16 protein-coding genes and 1 tRNA gene are annotated in these 24022 nt (G+C 54.5%); 11 read left to right on the forward strand and 6 right to left on the reverse strand.

Features of this window, described 5'->3' with window-relative positions:
• Positions 1-904: 904 nt before the first annotated feature.
• Positions 905-978: transfer RNA gene (locus MK110_15900), tRNA-Pro, on the reverse strand.
• A 295-nt stretch (positions 979-1273) separates the two neighbouring features.
• Between MK110_15900 and MK110_15905 the strand changes: the two genes are divergently transcribed.
• From MK110_15905 to MK110_15930, 6 genes are all read left to right on the forward strand, one after another.
• Positions 1274-2722 (forward strand): cytochrome P450, encoded by a 1449-nt coding sequence (locus tag MK110_15905; GenBank protein MCH2212788.1) that lies wholly within the window; start codon positions 1274-1276, stop codon positions 2720-2722.
• A 202-nt stretch (positions 2723-2924) separates the two neighbouring features.
• Entirely contained in the window at positions 2925-3101 is a 177-nt protein-coding gene (locus MK110_15910; protein ID MCH2212789.1) for a hypothetical protein, read from the forward strand.
• A gap of 171 nt (positions 3102-3272) precedes the next feature.
• Positions 3273-5243, forward strand: coding sequence for an NAD(+) synthase (nadE, locus tag MK110_15915; GenBank protein ID MCH2212790.1), 1971 nt, complete (start codon positions 3273-3275; stop codon positions 5241-5243).
• Positions 5244-5453: 210 nt separating this feature from the next.
• Positions 5454-6470 (forward strand): ATP-grasp domain-containing protein, encoded by a 1017-nt coding sequence (locus tag MK110_15920; GenBank protein MCH2212791.1) that lies wholly within the window; start codon positions 5454-5456, stop codon positions 6468-6470.
• Positions 6471-6834: 364 nt separating this feature from the next.
• Positions 6835-8289, forward strand: a complete 1455-nt coding sequence (locus MK110_15925) for a PQQ-binding-like beta-propeller repeat protein (GenBank protein MCH2212792.1) — start codon at positions 6835-6837, stop codon at positions 8287-8289.
• A complete protein-coding gene (locus MK110_15930; protein MCH2212793.1) occupies positions 8289-10484 on the forward strand; it encodes a hypothetical protein in 2196 nt (731 codons plus the stop codon). Before MK110_15925 ends, MK110_15930 begins: the two co-directional genes overlap by 1 nt.
• A gap of 103 nt (positions 10485-10587) precedes the next feature.
• Here the strand turns inward: MK110_15930 and MK110_15935 are convergent, their stop codons facing one another.
• Positions 10588-11715: an alanine racemase gene (locus tag MK110_15935; protein ID MCH2212794.1), complete on the reverse strand. Its 1128-nt coding sequence runs from the start codon at positions 11713-11715 to the stop codon at positions 10588-10590.
• An 85-nt stretch (positions 11716-11800) separates the two neighbouring features.
• Complete coding sequence (gene infC / locus MK110_15940; protein ID MCH2212795.1) at positions 11801-12298, reverse strand: translation initiation factor IF-3; 498 nt, start codon at positions 12296-12298, stop codon at positions 11801-11803.
• Between infC and MK110_15945 the strand changes: the two genes are divergently transcribed.
• From MK110_15945 to MK110_15960, 4 genes are all read left to right on the forward strand, one after another.
• Positions 12279-12440 carry a hypothetical protein gene (locus tag MK110_15945; GenBank protein MCH2212796.1) on the forward strand — a complete coding sequence of 54 codons (162 nt, stop codon included), beginning with the start codon at positions 12279-12281 and terminating at the stop codon, positions 12438-12440. The genes infC and MK110_15945 overlap by 20 nt on opposite strands.
• 361 nt (positions 12441-12801) lie before the next feature.
• Positions 12802-13887 carry an acyl-CoA/acyl-ACP dehydrogenase gene (locus MK110_15950; GenBank protein MCH2212797.1) on the forward strand — a complete coding sequence of 362 codons (1086 nt, stop codon included), beginning with the start codon at positions 12802-12804 and terminating at the stop codon, positions 13885-13887.
• A gap of 288 nt (positions 13888-14175) precedes the next feature.
• On the forward strand, positions 14176-15321 hold the full coding sequence (locus MK110_15955; protein MCH2212798.1) for a DUF1559 domain-containing protein: 1146 nt from the start codon (positions 14176-14178) through the stop codon (positions 15319-15321).
• A gap of 285 nt (positions 15322-15606) precedes the next feature.
• Positions 15607-19062, forward strand: coding sequence for an ABC transporter permease (locus MK110_15960; protein ID MCH2212799.1), 3456 nt, complete (start codon positions 15607-15609; stop codon positions 19060-19062).
• A gap of 172 nt (positions 19063-19234) precedes the next feature.
• On the opposite strand, the gene MK110_15965 is transcribed toward MK110_15960, so the two are convergent.
• The 3 genes from MK110_15965 to MK110_15975 form a co-directional block, all read right to left on the reverse strand.
• Entirely contained in the window at positions 19235-19984 is a 750-nt protein-coding gene (locus MK110_15965; protein ID MCH2212800.1) for an SDR family oxidoreductase, read from the reverse strand.
• Position 19985: 1 nt separating this feature from the next.
• Positions 19986-20708, reverse strand: coding sequence for a lysophospholipid acyltransferase family protein (locus MK110_15970; GenBank protein MCH2212801.1), 723 nt, complete (start codon positions 20706-20708; stop codon positions 19986-19988).
• A gap of 308 nt (positions 20709-21016) precedes the next feature.
• On the reverse strand, positions 21017-21370 hold the full coding sequence (locus tag MK110_15975; GenBank protein MCH2212802.1) for a DUF3467 domain-containing protein: 354 nt from the start codon (positions 21368-21370) through the stop codon (positions 21017-21019).
• Between the two features lie 201 nt (positions 21371-21571).
• On the opposite strand from MK110_15975, the gene MK110_15980 reads away from it, so the two are divergent.
• The gene (locus MK110_15980) at positions 21572-23764 is read left to right on the forward strand and encodes a DUF1549 and DUF1553 domain-containing protein (protein ID MCH2212803.1); all 2193 of its coding nucleotides are present in this window, start codon (positions 21572-21574) and stop codon (positions 23762-23764) included.
• Positions 23765-24022: the final 258 nt, after the last annotated feature.

The following is a 24022-nucleotide window of genomic DNA, read 5'->3' on the forward strand; positions in this document are numbered from 1 at the left end:
GAAGAGAATGTTCCGCGAGTTGTGGCTCAATAGAGAAATCAAATCTGATCCCGAACAGCTATTCGCCAAAATCACCATTCCCAATCCACCAGCAACCAGCAGGTGGGATCTTCTTTATAATGATGGTGAAGATGGCTGGGATACGTTCTCAGGTAGACTGACACGTCTAAAGGCTGAGGGATTGCCAGTAGATGATGCTATGGGCTGGAAGGAAATCTTCTTTTCAGCGGAAGAATTGGCGGAATTCATCAGCTTAGTGCGTGAGCTACTGGAAGATTCAAAAGACCTGAAAGACGTTCGTGTATTTGGTGCCGTGATGTTTTCAGCATTTACTGGTGCCAGAAGATCAGAACTTCTTAGGGTGCGACGTACAGACATCCAACTGGATGGTCGCAAAGTACGCCTGATGCTCCGAAAGGGCGAAACTGAGAAGAAATACCGCATCCATTGGATGCCGTTACACGATACGTTGGCGACGTTCCTTGAAACGTATCTCCAGCAAATTCCTGCTGAGCAGGAATGCATATTTGCTGAGAACGATCAGCACCTGTTGGGGTCGGGAGATTTCACTGATACAGGCGTGCGTGATAAAGCGAATCGCCTTGGCAAGCTTCTGCGGAACGCACTCACTGGCACAAAATTCCAGTATGTTGCAGGCTTCCACATCTATCGCCATACATTGAATTCAATGCTGGTCAATGCGAGTGGTGATACTGATCAAGTGATGGGTATCATCGGCCACAAGACTCGGCGGATAAACGAACTTTATCAGCACGCCGATAGAGACCAGAAGATGATCCGAAAGAGCAAAATCATCAGCAGTATTGAGATCGGAAAGGGTACCACGGAGGTACAGGATACCGTCATGCCTGCACCAAAAATCGCAGACCCAATGAAAACAAAGTCGGGACGACAAGATTTGAACTTGCGACCTCTGCACCCCCAGTGCAGCGCTCTACCAGGCTGAGCCACGTCCCGTAAGCGATCACTATATCAGGTTGGATCCCAGTCGCAATTCGATATTCATCCCTGATGGCGCCTTCACCGCCCACGACCAGGCTGGCTGGTGACCGGGTTGTGAGCATGGATGAATCCGCATGCGTTCGGTTACTGAATCGATCTGGCTGTAATCTTTGAGATTTCCTACAACACGGGCGGCTTGCACTGTCAGGGGGTGTTGTGACAGTGATTTCCGGGCTAACTAAGAATGATCCTGCAATGGATTGCGGGGGGGGAGCCGGAGATGCCTTGCTGATGTGTCATGGATGATATTATGGGCGAACACAGACAGGATCCTGTATTTTCGGCTGCTGGCGGCGATTCGCTGCCCATTTCATATGATTCGCTGCTCGACTTTCCCAGGGATCCGATCGCCTGTATGAAACGGTTGCAGGCTGAATTTGGTGACTTGGCCGTTCTGGAGGAAGACGGGAAACGGCTTGTTTTTGTATTTTCCCCGGACCTGAATCGTCAGGTACTGACGGACACGGATGCATTTCATTCGCGGTTCTTTGCCGTTCGAGGTGGTCGTCGTTCCGCACAACGTCGTGTGACGTCAGGGTTGCTCAGCCAAAACGGTACAGATCATCGTGAATCACGACGCGCGATGATGGACGTATTCACGAAACGGATGTTGCCGCAGTTTCATGAAACAATCACCAAACTGACCTGTGATATGATGGAATCCTGGCGGAATGGTGACGTCCAGGATCTGAATGGTGAGATGGTCCGGTTGATGCTGCGGCTGACCAGTGCTCTGTTGTTTGGAATCGATGATGTTGCCTACTCCGTCGAGCTCGGAGAAAAAATTGATCGATGGGTGCGCTGGAATCATGAAGTCGGAATGGGAGCAATGGTTTCATCCAGTCGATTCTCCGACGGCTACGATTCGCTGCTGGGGATGGCTGAGGAACTCGAAGTCAGTGTTCGCGAAATGTTCCGGCGACATCGTCACGGAAACGATCAGCGTGTGAATATTCTGAGTCTGTTGTTACAGGCTCAGGCGGCGGATTCCGGAATGACGGACGAGCAACTGGTGGGGCATGTGACGTTGTTGTTTGCGGCCGCTCATCTGACCACGGCACATACGCTCAGCTGGACCCTGTTGCTGCTGGCCCAGCATCCTCAGGTTATGGAGCAAATTCGTGCGGAGATGGACAGAGATGACAAATCTTTGACACCCGATCATTCCACTATCGAATCGATGACCTGTCTGGATCAGGTGATTCGGGAGAGTATGCGCGTCCTGCCCGCATCGTCGTATTCGCAGCGAGTGTGTGTCAGGGCCACACAACTGGGGCCGCTGAATCTGCCGCCCATGACACCCGTAATTTTCAGTCAGTATATCACTCACCACAGACCGGACCTGTACCCGGATCCTGATCGATTTCAGCCCGAGCGATGGGATTCAATCACACCGACATCATATGAATATCTGCCGTTCGGGGCCGGGGCAAGACGCTGTATCGGAGCTCCTCTTGCTATGGTGGAACTGCGTACCGTGTTGACGGTGATGCTTAAGAAGTTCCATTTTGAATTGTTGCCGGGATCGATTGTTGATGGTCAGGTGGTGTCCACCATGCTGGGGCCGACCACCACAGTCCCGACACGACTGCTGTCGACAACAGAAATTCCGTCGGCGGTGCCTGTTGCCGGCACCATTCGGGATTTGGTTAAACTGCCGTCAGCACCATTTTCCGGCAGTCAGCGGAAGGCCGCCTGAGACACGAGTTCCTGCGGGCAGTGTTCGAACCGGAGCCGTGCAGCCCTTCAGAGTGTTATGACGGATACGGTGGTTTTATGCCTGCTGTTGGAACTCCGGTTTGCGGCGTAGCAGGTCAAATGCCTCGAAATACGCATGACCTTATTTCAGACTGACTGCGGTTGAGCCGAGGTGCATCCGCAATCTGTGACTTGGTTTCGACTTGCGATTGCGACAGGGTCTGTGGTGGCGTAGTATCAAATTCTTCCTGAGAGTCCTTGCGGACGGTACGGCCATGCGACGACTGTTGAGCGATGAGAACAGTGTATTGTTTGAACCCGTTCGGTTGCTGACGGGAATTCTGATTGCCTGTGCAGGCTATATTGTCAGCGTTCTTTGAATCCGTTGCCGGAATGCCGTCAAACAGTTGGAATTGTTTTGGACACCGGCGGAATGGTCCTGATCCCAACGGAGGGATCAGGTCTCCGGACAACCTGCTGCGGCGTTTGATATCACTCGTCGCGGCACATCCGTGTCGTGCGTACCTCCAGCCGTTGATAGAACGATCTCAATGAGAAAGCTGCGCCTGGGAGCCGGAATCCTCAATCAGACACCTCTGGACTGGGATGGCAATACCGAACGCATTGAACGTGCGATTGCTGATGCCCGGGCGCAGCAGGTTGGCGTGTTGTGTCTGCCGGAGTTGTGTATCACAGGCTATGGCTGTGAGGACATGTTCTTGTCGCCGGGTGTGTGGTCAGCGGCGTGGGAAATGCTGCAGCGTATTGTGCCGCAAACACGCGGGATGATCGTGGCCGTGGGATTGCCGATCTATGTGATCAACGGAGTTTACAATTCAGCCTGTGTGATTGCAGATGGTCGTATTGCCGGTTTCGTGCCCAAACAGCACCTGGCTGGTGACGGGCTTCATTACGAACCTCGCTGGTTCCGCGCCTGGCCGGAAGAGGTCGTCAGTGAATACACGGCAGGTGATGAATCGTGGCAAATTGGTGATTTGATCTTTGAATTCAGTGGTGTCCGCTTTGGATTCGAAATTTGTGAAGACGCATGGGTTGCCGGACGACCCGGAAATCGGATGGTCGAACGCGGTGTCGATATCATCCTCAATCCCAGCGCCAGTCACTTTGCTTTTGGTAAGCACGAAGTTCGACAACGATTTGTGATGGAAGGTTCAAGATCATTCGGTGTCAGCTACGTGTACGCCAACCTGGTGGGCAATGAAGCCGGTCGAGCTGTCTATGACGGAGGTGCCCTGATTGCAACGGCCGGTGATCTTGTCGCGGCGGGACGACGATTTGAGTTTACTGACGTGGATGTCGTGGTTGCTGATGTTGATGTCGATCTGACACGCACCCGTCGTTCCAGTGTGCATTCGATGCGTGCAGATGTCCGTGAATCGGCGGACGACCGGATCGCCCGTATTCCGGGGAAGATCTGTGTTCCGGAAACTCCGGTGGAGTCCTGTCTGGCGGACGTCACCACCGTCAGAATCGATGAGTTTACGCAGGCGATTGCACTGGCGCTGTTTGACTACCTTCGTAAGAGTCGATCAGGGGGATTTGTTGTCAGTATGAGTGGTGGCGCTGATTCATCGGCAACTGCGTGCCTGGTGCGATGTATGGTTGAACGTGGTCTGCAGAGTCTGGGTGCCGACGGGTTCGCAGCGGCGCTGGGCTACATTGGTGGAACTTGTACGAAGACGCGGCCCGAGCAATGGATGGCTGATTTGTTTACCGGGATCTATCAGGCAACCAGGAACAGCTCGGATGTTACGCTGCACGCCGCCAGCGCCGTTACGCGTGCAATCGGTGGAGTCTGGCATGAGCTGGATGTCGACCCGATTGTTGAAAGCTATAAATCTGTGGTGCAGGAAGCGATCGGACGGGAGCTGTCATGGGAGAATGATGACGTGACACTGCAGAACATTCAGGCACGAACGCGTTCGCCGTCGGTCTGGATGTTTGCCAATCTCAACAATGCCCTGTTACTGTCGACCAGTAATCGATCTGAAGCTGCGGTGGGATATGCCACGATGGACGGAGATACTTCCGGAGGTCTCAGTCCGATTGCCGGAATCGACAAGGCGTTCCTGCGCCAATGGCTCCGTACCATGGAAGTGCATGGTGCCGGCGGCTGTTCGCCCGTTCCTGCACTGTCCCTGGTGAATGAGCAGAAACCGACAGCCGAACTGAGGCCATCTGCCAGTCATCAGACGGATGAATCGGATTTGATGCCGTATCCGCTGCTGGACGAGATCGAGTGCCTTGCCATTCGTGATAAGTTCAGCCCGTCTGAAATCCTGACGAAACTCCTGGAAAGACCTCGGCAGGAAAATCGTTCTGAACTGATTGACTGCATACAGAAGTTTTTTCAGCTGTGGTGTCGAAATCAATGGAAGCGGGAACGTTACGCTCCTTCCTTTCATGTGGATGACAAGAACCTTGATCCCCGCACCTGGTGCCGTTTTCCGATCCTGTCCGGCGGGTACCGGCGTGAACTTGCACAGTTACGTTCAGAGTAGCCCGATCGCTTTGTCTGTGCCTGCGCGTTTTAACGTTCCTGTGTGGCCGACTCACTGGTCCCAAACAGCAGTCATTGAGCACAGGGGCTGAGCGGGGACAATCAGAACCATGGAGCTGGCCAACGTCGGGTGAGGTGTATGGGCGGTGAATCTGTCGCTTTCATGTGAAAAATTGACTTTCAGTGAATCGGATGAAGGGGGAGAACCAGATTGCGTCGGCTGCTGATTTTTGAGGTTCTTCATGCCTGCGCGGAGGAGTTTGTACGAGCGTCGACTGCCATGCGCTGTGAAGGACGGGCGATGCTGGAGGCCTTGCTTATGGACGCCGTTGCACTGGACGACACTGCGGTTTCTGTGCTGTTGTGTGAACCGGGGCTAAGGACATTCGATACCACCCCGGATACCGTACGTTTGCACCGCTGTGCTGATCAGGCCGACTGGGCTGACGAACTGGTCGGAGCTGCCCGGGATTGTGACTTCGTACTTCCGGTTGCGCCGGAATGCGACGGACTGCTGCTCCGGGCCGCACAAACACTGCATCCCTTGTCCTGCACGACGCTGCTGCCGTCGATTTCGACGGTAGAGATCTGCAGTGACAAGTGGAAAACATGGGAGGTATTCGGTTGTTCAGAGATTCCAATGGTGGAATGTTCACCAGTGGGCAGCGAATCGGCTGAGACTGATGTTGGTGACCCGCAATGGGTCTATAAACCTCGCCTGGGTGCCGGATGTGACGGAATCTGCCGCGGTCGACTTCCGTTGACAGCTGAGCCGCAGGATTACATTCGACAGGCAACAATTTCCGGTCACTCGCTTTCGGTTGCTGTGCTTGGCGGCCCCGGGGAGGAGAAGATTCTGCCGGTAGCCCAACAGCGGATTGTGTGGAATGATGACAAACCCCGGTACAGTGGAGGATCGATTCCTGCTGAGATTTCGCAGGAGACTGCAGCGAGAGTCTTAACGATTGTCCGAAACGTCATCGAACGCATTGGGCATTTTCAAGGTTACATCGGGATGGACTTTTTAGTGTCGCGGAATGATGGCACCGTCTATTTGAACGAAATCAATCCTCGAGTCTGTACAAGCTATCTGGGGTACCGACAGTTGTTTTCGGTTAATCCTCTGAAGTTGCTGCTGAATGAAGACCAGAGTCCTGCTTTGGTGTCCTCCGTCGTTCCGATTACTTTCGAAATCGATGAAACAGGAACCGTGATGTTTCCCTCCTGAATTCATTTGCGGCCTGGGGGCGTTTGACCTCGAGGTTTCCGTTGCCGTCATTTTTTGACGCTGTTGAGCCTGTTGTCTTGCCCGGCGATTTCTGCTGAACAGGACCTCCCGCGAACCGCTACGGTCCGGCAGCATGACGTAACGTCCGAGTTTCCACCGTCAGCGTTGGTTTACGGTATCTCATTATGTAGTCTAAGTTGAGCGGCAGTTTGTGATCGACGAGCGGACGGCGTTCGAGACAGAGTGAGTTGTCCGGTATGTGCAGGCCCGTAAATCGTGCTTGTTGTCTCGTCCGGATTTGATCGGTCTGTCTGCTGCCCCGGAGGACGGCATCGTTTCATCTGTAAACAGTAAAGGCCGGATGATGACCTCGATACTGCAACGGGCTGCACAGACCTGTGTTGTGATGTTCATAGGAGTTCTGTTTGTCGCTACAGCGGGACTTCATGCTGAGGACTGGTCGCAGTTTCGAGGACCGAATGCCACCGGAATTGCTGCCGAGAGTACGAATCCTCCGGTTGAATTTTCGACAGAGAAAAATGTTCGGTGGTCTGCCTCACCGGGAAAGGGAGTTGCGGGTCCGATCATCGCAGACGGTCGCTGTTTCGTGACAGCAATGACAGACAGCGGCAAATTTTCTGTGCTGGGTTTAAACGCAGTCACAGGTGAACAGCTGTGGAATACGAGGTTTGAGGTCGGTGAGCTTCCGGAAATTACATCTCCCAATGAACATGCGTCCTCGACTCCGGCATCGGATGGAGAACGTGTGTTTGTGCATTTCAGCACAATCGGTTTGATTGCACTGGATGCTGCATCCGGGGACGAATTGTGGAGATATCCACTGCCAGTGCCGTTCTACCTGATGGGCTGGGGTGCCGCTAATTCGCCAATCGTTTATGACGGGATGGTGATCTTCAATCTGGACGACGACCTCAATTCATATCTCATTGCCGTGGATGTCGAATCGGGCAGGGTGCGATGGAAGGCTGATCGTCCTGAGATGCTGGGAGGCTATGCTGTTCCGGTACTTTGTACGGCTAATGGCAGGACCGACATTGTGGTTGCCGGAAGCGGGAAGCTGAAAGGTTACGATCCTGCCGGCGGACAGGAATTATGGACGTGCAATTCACTGCTGCGCACAATCATGACCACGCCAGTAGTGCAGAATGATCGGATTTATCTCACGGTACAAAGTTATGGTGACACCGACCGGGTTCTCAAATATGCGCTGCTGCAGTGGCGTGATACCAATCAGGACGGAAAGCTGGGAAAGGATGAAGTGGAACCCGCCTTTCATAAAAAATTTGACAGCGGCGACCATGACGGGGACGGTTTTCTCGTCGACGACGAGATCGACGATGCGTTTCAGGCAAAGACAAATCGTGTTGGTGGCGGAAATATCATTCAGGCGATTCGTGGTGGCGGAGAGGGTGACGTCACCGACACACACCTGATTTACAACCTGCATTATCAAACCCCGTCGAACATTGCTTCCCCGCTGGCGTATGCGGGGCGTTTACTGATGGTTAAGAAAGGCGGGATTTCGGCGGCCTTCAATCTGGAGGACGGCAGTACGGTCTGGATGAAAAAACGGATCCGCAATTTTGGCAATTATTACGCTTCACCGATCGCCGCCGGAGGTCGTATTTATATACCAGGTGAGAACGGAAAAATTGTCGTGCTGCACAGCGGGTCTGAACCCGAAGTTCTGGCAAGAAACGACGTCGGTGACAGTCTGGTCGCTACACCGGCCATTGCCGATGACTGCATTTATGTACGAACACTGAACAAAATCTATTGTTTCTCTGAGGAAAACTGATGCGTCGTCCGGGAATTCCTGCCGCGGTTGCTGTCGTTCTGCTGTGGGCCGGTGTCCCCCTGCACGCTGCAGATGTAGTGCAGATTGTGTACGGACTCCATGCACCGGATCTGCAGCAGTACGCCGCCAGTGAGCTTGGCGGCCAGTTCCAGCGGCTGTTTGACGGGATTCACGTTTCCGTTGTGGAGAGTCCGACGAATGTTGCCGGGACGACGGTCTTTGTCGGAAGTCCGCAGACCAATCCGCACGTGGCCCGATTGTGTTCGGACTGGCCGGACATGTCCGACCAGGGAATCGTAATTCGGTCCGTTCCTGATCATCGCAGTTATGTTGTCGGCGGTGGCAGTCCGGTGGCGACGATGTGGGCGGCTTACGAACTGGGGTATCGGCTGGGGATTCGTTACCTGCCGCGAGGTGACCTGTTCCCGCCAAAGAAGAAACCGTTTGATCTTCTCGGGATTGAGGTGGTGATGGAGCCGCAGTTGCGTTCCCGCACCTGGCGAACAATCAATAATTTTGCCGTCGGACCGGAATCCTGGGGGATCGACGAACATAAACCGTTCCTGCGTCAGCTTGCTAAGATGAAATTCAACCGGGTCATGCTGGCCGTGTATCCGTGGCAACCTTTCGTGCGCTACAGCTTTGGTGGCGTTGAAAAATCAACAGCGACGCACTGGTTCGATGAGAAGTATCCGCTGGATGGTGATACCGTCGGAAGCAAAGCATTTGCCGGGAAAAATATTTTTGAGAATCCTGACTTCTCCGGACTGACGACCGTAGACGAACTTCACGAGGCCGGTCGACAGCATATGCAGGCGCTGATTGACACGGCTCACCAGCTGGGAATGACCGTCGGCGTAAGCATTGTTCCGGGGGAGTTCCCGCTGGAGTTTCAGCAGGCGCTGCCGGGATCCGTCATTGCTCATCAATTGAAGAACTTGACAATCACTGCCGGAAGTGAGCTGGGACCGACCGACAGAACCTTCAGGGATCTGGTGACTGCAAAAATCCGTGCGTACATTGAAACTTATCCTCAGCTGGACAGACTCTATGTGTCGATGCCGGAGTTTCCAACGTGGGGAGCTCATGCAGAGCAGGCCCTGAAGATGCTGCAGCAGCGGGGGCTGTCTGCCGAACTGACTCTGGAAAAAGTGCTGCAGCTGGCACGCGATCGCAACGTAATTGTTTCAGGTGATCGGGGTGTACAGGCCATTCGCGGAAATCTCGTGGGACTGGCTTTCTTACAGACTCTGTTCGAAGACGACAGTCTGCTGAAGCGGTCAGACGGCAAATCCGTCGAACTGGTGATCGAGAGTGTTGACCCGGCGTTGTATTCCGCACTGGATCAGGTGATCCCGGAGAATGCCGGAACGCTGAATTTTTTGGACTATACGTCTCGACGATCTGCTGAAAACCGTCATTTAATTTCGCAGGTGCCGGCAACGAAGGTTTCCAGCGAACTGATCATGACACTGGCCGATGACAACGTTGGTATTCTGCCGCAGTCATCCGTTAAGAGCCTGAGTACACTTGTGGATGTCATTCAACAGCACAGCTGGGCGGGGTATTCAACCCGCTACTGGATACCGGGAGAGCTCGACCCTGCAATTTATTTTCTGGCCCGGGCGGCCTGGGACAAACAACTCAGCGGTGAACAGGCGGTTCGTGAACTGTGGACAACAGCCACCGGGAACAAGGCCGCTGCCGACCGTCTCTGGAAGGCATGGGAGCATCTGGAAACAGCGACCGATCTGATCGACAGGCATGCGATCGGATTCGCGTTTCCGGTCCCGGGGATGATGATGAAGCACTACCGTGCGGAGCCGATCCCGGAATGGTGGTCGGAGGCGACCGAAGAGTATACACAGTACATGATTGAGCTGTACCGTGCTCAGGGAGCGATTGACGGTGATGCCAGGCCGATTCTGTTTTACTATGCAAAGCGGGGCGAATATGTCCTGGAGTATTTTGCAGCCGTTAAAGCAGTGAGAGAGGCTGCTATTGCGCGTGAGGCCGGTGACACGGACCGTGCCATGGAATACCTGGAAACCGCGCTTGAGCAAACCTACAACTGCATCAACACCTTGGCGGATGTGGCTCGCGATCAAAGTGACCGCGGGGTGATTGCTGTGCTGAATGCCTATGCGTATCGACCACTGCTGGCCGAGTACGAAAAACTGGCGGAGGCCGAATAGGCAGTTTTAAATTTCCGGATTTTCAGTGGATGTACACCAGTCGCATGTCTGGTCGGATCAGGAAACACAGGCAGGACATTTCAGCCTGTCGCGTCCGGAGCATTCACACGTTGCGAAGAATTCGGTGCCGGGCAATCATCCAGCGATCAGTTTCAGCTCCGTTCTGAATGACAATCGCTGATTCGTGGAGAGCGACCGTTGGGCAGATGTGGACCGGAAACGCAAACAGCAGGTCACCGGACGCATATTGATCCGCATGTTCCGTCGTGACGGTGAGATGTTCCTCGTTATGGATGATGGCCTGTGCATCCGGCAGGTCAGACAGTATGGCCCGAAAGTCGGCCGGTGGATCTGCGGCAATGGCTTTATGGCCGACATCCAGAGTCAACTGGCCGGGCACAGCACTGCTGACCACCCGGGTTGCCACCGCCGCGGCAACCTCAAATGACAGATCAGGACATTTGCGGCCGTAGCCCACGTCATGCAGGGTGCAGGTACCCGGACTCAGGCGGATTTGCGGATTTTCGAATTGAGCATAAACCGGAAAGGACGGGGTACCACCACACAGCAATTCAGGGACCGGCAGACCTGCCGACTCCAGCCGCTTGACCAGACTCTCCACTGGTTGCCATGCCTTTTGCACGGCCGCTGTTCGTTCATCGGGATCAGTCTGGTGGTGATGGCCGTCGTAGATGTGTAGTCCTGCCGGATGAACTCCGTTCAGACTTTGTACGAGTGCATACAGAGATTCTGCGTTTGGGGAATCCGGAGCGATTCCGGTTCGGTGCAGTCCCACATCAAGGTCAATCATAACTCCCAGTGAGATACCGGCAGCCGATGACTCGTCGGATAGCTGACGGATCGGCCCTTCTGCATCAGCCGTAATACTGATTTTTACCTGCGGATGCGCCGTGACAACCCGCTGCAGCTGTGTCAGGGACGGACCAACCGGATTACCTGCGAGAACAACGTCTTCGGCCCCGGAGCGACAGAGCATGTCGACTTCAACAACAGTAGAAGCCTTGTGCTGAGTCACTCCCGCTGCCACAAGCCGCTGAGCAACTTGGATCATCTTGTGTGTCTTGCAGTGCGGCCTGAGTCGTTTCGCATCTCCGGCGATCTGCACGATACGTGCAATGTTGGCATCGATGCGTTCCGGCCACACCAGCAATGAGGGAGTGATCAAGTCACGGGCCGTGTCGGCATTCAGTTTGGGGGTCTGGACTAACACGGCCGGGAGTCTCCCAAAAACAGTCACACGACCCACCTCGGGTAACCGGGATGGTGTGTGTTCAACGTTGGCAAAAACGATGCGGTTACTTTGCGGCACCCAGAGGTGACAGCATGACGGACATCATGCGACCGCTTTCCATCCGGGGCGACTGTTCCACGCTGGCAACATCTTCAAGTGACTTAATGATTTCTTCAAGCATTTCACGGCCACGATCATGATGGGCATTTTCGCGACCACGGAACATGACGTTGATTTTCACTTTGTCACGACGTCCCAGGAATTCCCGAGCTTTGTTGACCTTTACGTCAATGTCGTGCTGACCTGTCTTGGCCCGCAGACGCAGCTGCTTGAGTTGTGTTTTGTGCTGTTTACCGCCACCAGTTTTCTTTTGCCGTTCGTACAGCACTTTACCGTAGTTCATGATACGGCATACCGGTGGTCGCGCATCGGGACTCACTTCAACCAGGTCGAGACCTTGTTCCTGTGAGATTTGCAGAGCCTGTTCTGTCTCCATTTCTCCCAGCATTTCCCCATCAGAATTGACGACCCGAATGGGCGAAATGCGAATTCGATCATTCATCCTGGGCACATCACGTTGTGGAACCGGGGTTGGACGAAAACGTTTAATGGTTACCTCCTCAAAACAACTTGGAAAAATCTACCTGTCAGCCGTGGATTTTCTTCAACAGTTCCTGGCCCGGGCTGAAGACGCACTCTACTGACCCAACATCACCGGATGAACCGTACAACCGGATCCGAAAACATATCCCGCTGAGCACAGCCGGCTGCTGATGGCTCAATGGTAACAACCGCAGATACTAAGAAAAAACTGAACCGTGATCCAAGTCTCTCATCGTCAGATTCGTCTTTGTTCTCTGGAATTCTCCTAAGGTGGCGGCTGCAGTCCGGTCATTATGGATGTGGTTGTCACTTCTGTCTCCGGATGATACTCCGCTGACGGTTCAACTGTCTGGTGCCGGTCCTGACCGTAATGTGTGACTGATGTCCGCGTATCTGTGGCGAAACACCGGTTCAGGTGCCAAAATGAAGTACCACTGTACTGAAGGATACGGGTATACGGTTATGAGCACCCTCACAGAATCCGAAGCGGTGCAGTCGCTGTTGTCACAACTTGCTGCTGCTCCGTGTTCGGAAGCGATTGATCACTGGCCTGCCGATCGGCTGCAGGCACTGAATGCTGCCGGCGTCATGAAATGGAACCTGCCCCGGGAGTATGGCGGACTGGGACTGGACGATGTGGCAATGCTTGACGGATATCGCGTGCTTTCGTCTGCCTGTCTGGTCACCACATTCATTTTGACGCAGCGTAACGCGGCCTGCCGGAGAATTGCGACTTCACGCAACTCGGTTGCTCGTGAATCTTTGCTGCCCAAGCTTGCCGAAGGTCGTCTGTTCGCGACGGTGGGGATCTCGCATCTGACCACCTCCGGACAGCATCTGACTACTCCTGCAGTGCGGGCTGAACCTGATGAAGATGGATTTCGTCTGTCCGGGGTTGTGCCCTGGGCAACCGGGGCAGCCCGTGCCGATGTGCTGGTCACAGGCGGACAACTGACTGATGGGCGGCAGTTGCTGGCCGCCATTTCCACGGAGCGTGAAGGTATCCACGTCAACGAACCTGTGAAACTGATGGCACTCAGTTCATCGCAGACCGGGTCGGTTCAACTGACCAATGTCCGGGTGAGCCCCCAGGAACTCCTGCATGGTCCGGTACAGGGTGTCATGCGGCAGGCCACAGGTGGTGGTGCCGGGGCTTTGGGGACATCGATCCTGGCTCTGGGTGCCACCGAGGGCATGCTGCGACATCTTCGTACAGAAGTGAACCGTCGTCCGGATCTGAGCGAATTTGTGGAACCGTTGAGCTCCTCTGCTGCCGAGCTGGTCGAGCAGATTTATCGTGCGGCGGTCAGTGATCATTCCGATGGCTCATCCGCACCGGAAGCAGTACGGCGTCAGGCGAATTCGCTCGTGCTGCGCACCGCCCAGGCATGGCTGGCGGCAACCAAAGGCGCTGGCTATGTCGCCGGACATGCTGCCGAGCGGGCTGTGCGGGAAAGCATGTTTTTTCTGGTCTGGAGTTGTCCGCAACCAGTGCTGTCTGCCAATCTTCGCGAGCTTGCCTGTGTTAGTCACTCGCCAGGCTGCTAAGGGCTAATGATAGAAATTTCAGGCCGATTTCTTGTCGGTCGGTTACCCAAACGGTTTTCAGCTGAGTACGTTGGTGTAATTGCTCCGGACACCAGAGGGGAGTGTCAGGAACCCTGGGAACGGGTGAGGCGTGTGTAGTAAGACGTCAACCGCGTCCGCCGTCTTTGGACAGGGACTGTTGGCGTCCTGGTTTTGCGTTCCCGTGAAGTTCTGTGATTGGTTCGTTTGTGTCAGGATGACGATCGCCTGATTTCCGTGTTCGGATCAGGAGTTCAGGAGTACTGCACGATGAAGCCGATGTTGCGCACCGGGCCTCAACGTCAGCGACCAGCGTTCACTTTGATTGAATTGTTGGTTGTCCTGTCCATCATTGCCACCCTGATGATGCTGTTGCTGCCGGCAATCCAGACTGCACGTGCCTCGGCTCGTCGGGTCCAGTGTCTGAATCGCATGCGTCAGGTTGGTACCGCGCTGCATGCCTACGCAGCAAAAGACACGAATCAGCAGTTCCCGCCATACGGGACATGGGGTGATTACAAAGACAGTTCCGGGACCTGGCAACCGGGCGGCTTCTTCGGCCGTCAGCTTAGAAACTGGGTCGTGGAGATCCTGGCAGAGCTCGACCGCCAGGATCTTTACGATCGCTGGGATCACACTCGGGAGCACGATTCCACATTTAACGGTGCAAATGGACTCTCCAACCGCGATTTGATTCGGCAATACGTCTTACCGATTCTGATATGTCCTGCTGACCACACGGCTCAGGACATGCCTGGTGCACTGAGTTACGTGGTGAACGTGGGTTATGCAAATATCGATGGTTCACTGAGTTCTTCCAGTGGCTGGGGGGCGACTAATTATCATAACTTCAACGATCCGGACCTTGATTTGAATGTCAATGGAATAGTGAATGATGCTGAGGACCAAAATGTGTTTCGTCGCACTGGAGTCATGTGGCGTGCAGTGCTGGATCGCAGTGGTGACGGAAATCCGACCAAGGCCCTCCCCAGCGCAAGTCACGGTCCGCACAACATCTACGATGGTCTCAGCAACACAATTTTGGTCACAGAGAACGTGAATGCCGGCGAAAAGCAATTCTGGGGAGATCCTGATCCTCGTAATTGCGCCACCGTCTTTCCGATTGATCCGGATACCTCCGGATTCGATTCGTCCAGCTATTTTCTGTCCGCGCCACTTGATCCGGCTCATTCGTACGGCGTGATCAACGGAGCACGAGACGGTCCGGAAGGTCAGCGTCCGTTTCCCAATTCGAATCATTCCGGCAGTGTGAATATGGTTTTTTGTGATGGTGCAGCACGTACGGTCTCTGAGGACCTTGATCTGAACGTTTATGCTCGACTGATGACTCCTGAAGGAGATAAACCTTCGGCGTTTGTGGCGTCTCAGATTCCGGTAAATGGCGAAAGCTTCTGAAAAGTATGCAGTTGGTGTGATTTTGGCCCCGGTATGAACTCATAAGTTTCCGGCAGGATAATCCTGATCGGTCGCTGTGTTGATATAAATCGGGAGTGCTTTTCGAATTCACACTGTGGTAAGACTTTGACCGTTCGGGTTTCGATCTACGATAGAACAAACCGGGGGTGGTTGGTCTGCCATAAACAGGCAGTGTCCATGGACCCTCCCGAAAGATCCGGGCTGTCAGGATCACCGGGGGAAAGACTCCGGCGTTTCCGGACCTGCTGAATCACGGGCATCACCATGGTCTCTCCTGTCCTTCGCAGTACGTTGTACTACCGTCGAGTCAACATCGTCGTGGCACTGGCTGTGGCCATTTCCACAGCAGCTATTGGCGGAGCAATGATCGTCGGGGATTCAGTCCGTCACAGTTTGCGAGAGATGACCCGACAGCGTCTTGGAAAAGTGACTCACGTTATTCACGGTCGATTTGTTCGGGAACAACTGGCTTCTGACATCGCAAAGCATTCCGGTGCGCAGGTTGCTCCGGCAGTGATGGTGTCTGCCGGACTGGAACTGCATCAGGGAACCGAGACCCGTCGAGCAGGTTCTGTGACTGTCACCGGAGTCGGTGAACGGGCCTGGAATCTGCTGGAGGCAGCCGGGATATCCGTTCCTGCGGACAATGAGATCGTCCTGGGGTTTCGGACCGCCCGTGAGCTGCATGCCCGGTCCGGTGATAGTGTTTCGGTCTGGGTTGAGTTGCCGTCGGCGATTCCCCGCGACAGTCTGCTCGGTGAACGTGAAGAAATCTCTGCCGAGCTTCAGTTTGTTGTACGAGACATCCTGCCTGAAACAGCCGGAGCTTCGCGGTTTACACTGAACCCTGCACAACAGCTGGCAAAGAATGCATTTGTGTCTCTGCAAACTCTGCAGGAACGGCTGGAAATTCAGAGGACGGAACGTAGTCGGCGCAATCCAACGGCAAAACCTGCTTTGGTCAACACGTTGCTGATTCATGATGAAGCCGCCAAGCGAACAGAAGGCACACTGAACGAGGCTGTGAGTGAAAGTGTGACGATGGCCGACTTCGGATTACGTGTGCGTGTCGACACGGGCCGCGGTTATCTTTCCGCCGAAACCGACCGAATGATTCTGGAACCGGCCGTTGCCGACAGTATCGTGACCACGGCGCGGCAGTTGGGCTTGAATACAGCTCCAACACTGGTTTATCTGATCAATGAGTTCGCTGCCGAAGATCGTGACCATCCTGATGAACGATATTCAATGTATACGATTGTCGCGGGGCTGCCGCATGATGCTGCTCCGCCTCTGGGGCCGATTGGCAACCGGCAACCGGCCGAAGATGAAATAATTTTGTCCGAATGGCTCAGCGATGACCTGAAGGTTGAAACAGGAGACAGAATTACGGCCCGCTGGCACGAAGTCGGCAGTCATGGAGAACTTCCTGAAGTCAAAAAAATATTCAGGGTTGCCGGGGTCATTCCTGCAGATGATTCGGTGAGTATCGACCGGGGACTGACTCCCACTATCCGCGGCGTCACGGATGTGGAATCATTCAGTGACTGGGATCAGCCGTTTGAAATGGAAACGAACCGGATCACAGGACGCGATGATGCATGGTGGGATGAACACCGGGCGACACCCAAGGCCTTTGTTTCACTGCAAACCGCACAGAATCTGTGGAGCAGTCGGTTTGGGTGGGTAACATCGATTCGAATTGCCGCCAGCATTCATCCGCTGCCGGAAGGTCGACTGCGGGTGATTGCTGATAAGCTTTCTGAGTTGGTTCCTTCTCAATGTGACCTGGCAGCAGTCGGCCTGGCTCCACTGGCCGTACTGGAGTCGGGCCTTCAGGCGGCGAACGGGGCCAATGACTTCACACAACTGTTTGGCGGGTTCAGTTTTTTCCTGATCCTGTCCGCCGTTATCCTCACCTCACTGATGTTTCGTCTGGGCATTCAGCAGCGCATCAGCCAGGCGGGTTTGCTGCATTCCGCCGGATGGACGCCTGGTGCTGTCCGCCGGTTTTTTCTGGGTGAAGGTCTGCTGGTTGCTCTGGCTGGTGCCGTGCTGGGATCCATGCTGGCCGTTGGCTTTGCAAAACTAATGGTTTACGGACTCACCACCTGGTGGATCGGAGCGATTGGTACACACGATCTGCTGCTTGAGATCCGATGGTTACGACTTTTGATTGCGGCAATAATCTCACTGGGCCTGGCCGCCGGCGTCATTCGAATGGCCGTGGCAGGGCTGCGCCGTTCATCTGTTCGGCAGCTATTGAGTGGAATGACTTCAGAAAGGCCAGGCCTCAGACGATCGGGTGGAATGAAACTGATCATGGTGGTGTCGTTACTCAGTGGAATCCTGTTGCCGGCCGTGTCTGCGGGGGGCCTGCTTCCCGGCGGTGAGGCTTTCGGTGGACTGACCTGGAACATGGTGGCGTTCTTTCTGGGGGGAAGTTCGTGTCTGACCGGGGGACTGATGCTGTTGCGTCACAGGTTGCAGGCCGTGGCGATGCCGGGTGACGAACGCACGATTAGAAGTCTGTCTGGTTTTGCAGTAGCCAACGCAGCACGCAGTCCTGGGCGAAGTTTGATGACGACCGCACTCATTGCCAGCGCGACATTTTTGATAGTGGCGGTGGCGGCCGGCCGGCGGAATCCTCAGTCGGAAACTCCGGACATCAAATCCGGAAACGGTGGTTTCCGACTTATTGCCGAATCATCCCAGCCTCTTTTGAAGGATATCAATTCACCGGAGGGTCGCGCTGCATTGAACCTTGAAGACTCGTATGTGCAAGCAGGGCTCGATGAAGTCTGTTCGATTTATTCTTTTGCTGTTCGTCCCGGTGAAGATGCCAGCTGTGTCAACCTGTATCAAACACACCTGCCAACGCTGCTCGGCGCATCCGGGCGATTTATCGATCGGGGGGGATTTCGATTTGCTGACACACCGGGAAAAAATCCATGGAGTCTGCTTCAGGACTCGCCGGATTCTTCCGGTGGACTGCCGCTGTATCCGGTGATTGGTGACATGAACACCCTGCGATACAGCCTGAAGAAGAACATCGGTGATGTGATTGCATTTCCCGACGATCAAAATCCGACTGCAAAGTTACAGGTTGTGGGAATGCTGGACGGCAGCCTGTTTCAGGGAGTGCTGCTGCTGACTCGTGAAAATCTGCAGAAACTGGATCCCGGGGTGACGGGATACCGATACTTTCTGGCAGAGACTCACTCCGCCGCACAGGCAGATGCGCTGGCCGGGCTGCTTGAGAGTCGATTGAATTCATCCGGAATGGATACCGAGTCTGTCGGAGACCGACTGACCGGATTCCTTGCGGTGCAGAATACCTACCTGGCCACATTTCAGTTGCTGGGTGGTTTGGGTCTGTTGGTGGGGATTTTCGGACTGGCTGTGGTGATGGTCCGAAATGTGGTGGAACGCCGCGGTGAGATTGCCATGTTGCGAGCGACCGGGTTTACCGGATTTCGCATCTGCCGACTGGTTCTGATTGAAAATTCATTGCTGCTGCTTTGGGGGATTCTGCTGGGGACTTCGTCCGCTTTGCTGGCGATGCTGCCACATCTGCGCAGCACAGGAGGTGATTTACCGTGGCAGTCACTCGGCATCACTCTTGCTGCGGTGGCAGTGACCGGCCTGCTGGCATCGATTGCGGCAGTGCGCAGTGCTCAGCAGGTGTCCATACGGGACAACCTGACTATTGAAACGTAACTGATCCGGAGACCGGAATCATTCGTCGTTTGCAGGGCCGTGGCGGGTGAGGAGTGATCGGGCCGGCGGAGAGATTCGTTTCCTGTTCCTGGGTGATTTATGAAACCGGAAATTGATCCTTCCGGCCGGTCTGCTTCTGTACGCCGGTTTCCCTGCGAACAGTGCAATGTTATCAGCCACGACCGACCAGTGGCATTTTTGTGGCCATCACTGTCATGAACTGTACGTTGGCGTTCAGCGGCAGGCCTGCCATATAGACTACAGCCTGGGCAACGTGTTCCACGTCCATCCGGGGTTCGACCATCATCGTTCCGTTCGGCTGAATCACACCGGAATCCATGCGTGCGGTCATTTCTGTTGCGGCGTTTCCGATATCAATCTGCCCGCAGGCAATATTGTACGCGCGACCGTCGAGCGACGTGGACTTTGTGAGACCCGTGATGGCGTGCTTGGTGGCCGTATAGGGAGACGAGAACGGCCTTGGTGCTGTCGCGGAAATTGACCCGTTATTGATGATACGTCCTCCCTGCGGATCCTGAGTCTTCATCACCCGGAACGCCTCGCGCGTACATAAAAAGGAACCTGTCAGATTCACCTCGACAACCTGTTGCCACTGTTCTGCGGTGAGGTCTTCCAGGGGAATGGCTGGCGCACCCATTCCTGCATTATTGAACACCACGTCCACACGGCCGAACATATCTGTGGTGCGTCCAAACAGTTGCTGTACTGAATTTTCGAGGGTTACATCTGTGGGGACTACCAGCACCGGAGCCGTTCCCGACAGTTCCCCGGTCTCCCGCAGCCGGTCCTCTTTTCTTCCTGCCAGAACAACGGCATAGCCCTCCCGGCACAAAGCCAGCGCTGCACTCCGACCAATGCCGCTTCCGGCGCCCGTTACGATGGCCACTTTTTTTTCAGTCATTTCAGGCAACTCTCTTTTCCATATGCTGATGCCGAGGAACGATCAAATCAGCCACGGACTCATCACCCATGACCAGCCGGTCACTCAACGCGTCCAGCCGATCCATTTCATCCTGAACCCGCGCAGTCGTGTCGGCAATCTGTTCCCGGCTCAGGTCAGAGCTTACCATGATTGGTACACCGGTAATGGCTACCAGCTTAGAGAATGGTTTGGGAATCATGATGTCGGACCAGCGGCCCGGAATTTTCCAGCATCGTGTGGCCTTCACCGTCACCGCGACAATCGGACGTCCCGTTCGCGCTGCGATGAATGTAATTCCATCCTTCATCTTATGACGTGGACCACGTGGTCCGTCGGGTGTAATGCAGATGTGCTGATCGGGGATTTCCAGCAGCTGTTTTGTCGCCTGAGCGCCTCCTCGACTTGTCGATCCGCGAATCGGACGAATGCCCAGAATTCCGATCAGATCGCTCAGGTAGGTTCCGTCCTCGTGGCGACTGATCAGGGTTGAGAGCGAATGGGCTTTGTGGCAGAACAGAGCGGCAAGAATGATGTCATGCCACAGGCAGAAACAGTAACGCACTGACCCCACCGGAGGGGCGTTGGTCATGGCACCTTTTTGGGCCACGCGAATATCAGTTCGTACCGTCAGGAACAGAATTCGCAGCAGCAGCACTGCGCTCCAGGCGATGATTTTGTGGACAGTTCGATTACGGATCTTCACGAGCGTCATCCATGCCGGAGGGAAGGATCTGAATCTAAATTTAGTAAATTGTATGTATGACGGCGATTCGGCGAAATCCCGGTTCCGGCCCTTTGTATGCAACCGACCTGTTCAACGTCAGATTCTCCGGGCTGTCCGGTCATTGTCTGTCGGTGATCGTCTGTTAACGGGATTTGAACGTTGGACCGCGAGATTTGCAGATTTCCCGGCTTATGAAGGGACTCAAACGTCCCACAACGTTGTTATATCGCAGGTCTCACGGTCCGGCAGAGACCGTGGCGTTCATCTGCTGACCGGGTTTCACCCGGTCAGGACGGGTTCTGTGTTTCCTCGGCTTCGGCACCGCGAACACGTTTGCGAACGTCGGTCTCAAGGGGGCCGAACGTTTGTTCGTGGCGGTTCAGCGCTGTGGCCACAGCGCTCAGAAGACGTTTTGCGCTAAAATGATTCATAATAATCCGCTGGTTGACCTTAACATTCACCTTACCTGCTGCATACGGATTAGGGTTGAGACCCAAATCCAGTATTAGCTCTTCGGGGGTACTGGCAACACGACAAAAATTGGCGTATCCGGCATGGACGTTGGAGTCATCAACCACAATTTCCTGAGTCGCCTGGGCAGGCTGGTCTGCCGATCGTTTTTCCTGACTTACTTCACTCACAGATGACACTCCCGCGTTTGAGCCCGTGGATTGAGATGTTCGTATGAAAAAAATGACACAGAATTCTGATGTTGAGGCGAATCTAACCGCAGACATCACACGAATCAACTTGTACATTTCAGATGTATTTCCATCGCCCGTGTGTTAGCCTTGTGCAGTTTTCCGGCAAGCGTTTTCCATCCTTTTGTATGCGCGCTGCCAATGCCTGTTCGATTTCTTCAAACTCTGCCCGTTTTTGTACTGCTGACCGCTGTCGCGTACGCTCAGGCTACGGAACAGGCCGGAGTTGATTTCGATAACGACCTGCAGCCGATTTTGACTCGGCGCGGGTGCAATCAGGGCGCCTGTCACGGGAAGGCACGCGGTCAGGGGGGCTTTCAGCTTTCTTTGCTTGGTTTTGATTCTGACTTTGACCACGAAGCGATTACCAGGGACGTTCGTGGTCGACGTGTTTTTCCAGGTGCACCCGATCGAAGCCTTCTGCTGATGAAACCAACCGGCCAGGTGCCGCACGGTGGCGGAGTTCGGCTGAAAGTCAACAGCCCGGAATACGAGCTGATACTGCAGTGGATTCGCCAGGGAGTGCCTCGCCGTGTGGATGCAGCACCTGGACTGACGTCATTCAGTCTCACACCGGATTCTGTCGTTTTGCGATACGGTCAACAGCAGTCACTGCAGACGATGGCACACTATGACGACGGCAGCACCCGTGATGTCACGTCACTTACTGTTTTTCAGTCCAACGAAGCTCCGATTGCGTCCGTCACAGAACACGGTCAGGTGACGGCCGGTTCCATCACCGGAAGCACCGCTGTCATGGCACGCTATCAGGGCAGAATTGCAACTTGCAGTGTTATTATTCCTAGACCGGAAGAAGTTCCGGCGGACGAATACGCGCGGCTCCCGGTCAATAACTTTATTGATGAACTGGTGTGGCGGCGTCTGCAGCTGCTGAACATCACGCCTTCGCGGATTTGTGAGGACCATGTCTTTCTGAGGCGGGCAACCACAGACATCTGCGGTCGGATTCCCAAACCACAGGAAGTCCAGGCCTTTCTGGAAGATCCTTCCGCGGACAAGCGTCGCAAACTGGTGGGTCGTTTGCTGCGTGAGCCGGATTTTGCCGATCACTGGGCCAACAAATGGATGGATCTGCTGAGACCCAATCCCTACCACGTTGGGATCAAGACGGTCATGAGCTATGACCGGTGGATACGAGAACGCTTTCATCAGAGGATGCCGTGGGATGAGTTCGTTCGGGAACTGATCACGGCTCGGGGTGGAACGTGGCGGAATGGGGCGGTCACGCTTTTTCGCGATCGTCGGACGCCGGATGAAATCACCACACTCGTCAGTCAGCTGTTTGTGGGAGTTCGGCTTGAATGCTGCAAGTGTCATCATCACCCGTTTGAAAAATGGGGGCAGGATGATTTTTTTGGCTTTGCGGCCTACTTTGGAAGGCTGGGACGTAAAGGGTCAGGGATCTCCGCGCCAATCTCCGGATCAGAAGAATTTATCTTTGCAGGTAAAACCGGGAGTGTGTCGCATCCCGTCACCGGAAAGATCATGGCACCGAAGCCCCTGTTTGGCGAAGCAGCAGTCACAGCGAATACCGTTGATCCCCGTGAGGTTCTGGTGGAATGGATGACGTCACCGGAAAATCATCTGTTTCCTCAGGTGATGGCCAATCGTGTCTGGGCTGACCTGATGGGGCGAGGCCTTGTCGAACCGGTGGATGATTTCCGGGCGACAAACCCGGCTACGAATCAGCCGCTGCTGGATGCTCTCGGTGAAAGCTTTCGTGATAGCGGATTTTCAATGACGGAGCTCATCAGGGCCATTGTTTGCTCACATGTGTATCAGCTGGATTCTCTGCCAAACGAACGTAATGTGGCTGATACACGCAATTATTCGCGTCACTATCGGCATCGGCTGCGCGCCGAAGTTCTGCTGGATGCGTTTGTTGATATTTCGGGGGTCGCCCGGTCATTTGACGCAATGCCGCCTGGAACGAAGGCAAAGCAGATCTGGACCCACCGTACGACATCACTGTTTCTGGATACATTCGGACGTCCGGATCCCAATCAGGATCCACCGTGTGAAAGGACAAAAGAATCGGCAGTTGTCCAGACTTTGCATCTGATGAACTCTGAACAGATGTTTCAGGACATCCGGAATGATGAAGGTCATGCGGCTCGTCTGGCGGCTTCGGGAGTGAGTGCATCAGAACTGGCCGAAACGCTGTACCGAATGATCTATGCACGCGGGCCAACATACGAAGAGACGCAGCTGGTGATCGATGTCCTCAGTGAGGAAAACGTCGATCGACGCCGGTCCGTTGAAGATCTGATGTGGGCCATGATCAATACGCCCGAATTTGTATTTCAAAACTAACGGCTATCAGGCTTCGGACGGCGCCGGTGTCATGTTTCAGAGGGATTATACGGACAAGAGAAGGTGACAAACAGGAACTGCCTCTGTGACGGCGCTGTGACGATCCTGAAAATCGTTGATACAGCTGCCCCTTCGCAGCTTGTTTTCCATCCTGCTGACGGGACAGATGTGGCGTTTTGCGGTACAGGGCAATACACTAAGAGGCGTTCAGTGTACTCAAGGTCGTCACCTGATTGTTCTGACCTTGTTGCAGGATAC

The organism is Fuerstiella sp., assembly GCA_022447225.1.
Taxonomy (GTDB): domain Bacteria; phylum Planctomycetota; class Planctomycetia; order Planctomycetales; family Planctomycetaceae; genus S139-18.

Coding starts and splice junctions, on each gene's coding strand:
- MK110_15980 (MCH2212803.1), top strand. CDS start 21,572: ATGCCTGTTCGATTTCTTCAAACTCTGCCCGTTTTTGTACTGCTGACC.
- MK110_15955 (MCH2212798.1), top strand. CDS start 14,176: ATGAAGCCGATGTTGCGCACCGGGCCTCAACGTCAGCGACCAGCGTTC.
- MK110_15905 (MCH2212788.1), top strand. CDS start 1,274: ATGGGCGAACACAGACAGGATCCTGTATTTTCGGCTGCTGGCGGCGAT.
- infC (MCH2212795.1), bottom strand. CDS start 12,298: ATGAATGATCGAATTCGCATTTCGCCCATTCGGGTCGTCAATTCTGAT.
- MK110_15960 (MCH2212799.1), top strand. CDS start 15,607: ATGGTCTCTCCTGTCCTTCGCAGTACGTTGTACTACCGTCGAGTCAAC.
- MK110_15950 (MCH2212797.1), top strand. CDS start 12,802: ATGAGCACCCTCACAGAATCCGAAGCGGTGCAGTCGCTGTTGTCACAA.
- MK110_15945 (MCH2212796.1), top strand. CDS start 12,279: ATGCGAATTCGATCATTCATCCTGGGCACATCACGTTGTGGAACCGGG.
- MK110_15930 (MCH2212793.1), top strand. CDS start 8,289: ATGCGTCGTCCGGGAATTCCTGCCGCGGTTGCTGTCGTTCTGCTGTGG.
- MK110_15925 (MCH2212792.1), top strand. CDS start 6,835: ATGACCTCGATACTGCAACGGGCTGCACAGACCTGTGTTGTGATGTTC.
- nadE (MCH2212790.1), top strand. CDS start 3,273: ATGAGAAAGCTGCGCCTGGGAGCCGGAATCCTCAATCAGACACCTCTG.
- MK110_15965 (MCH2212800.1), bottom strand. CDS start 19,984: ATGACTGAAAAAAAAGTGGCCATCGTAACGGGCGCCGGAAGCGGCATT.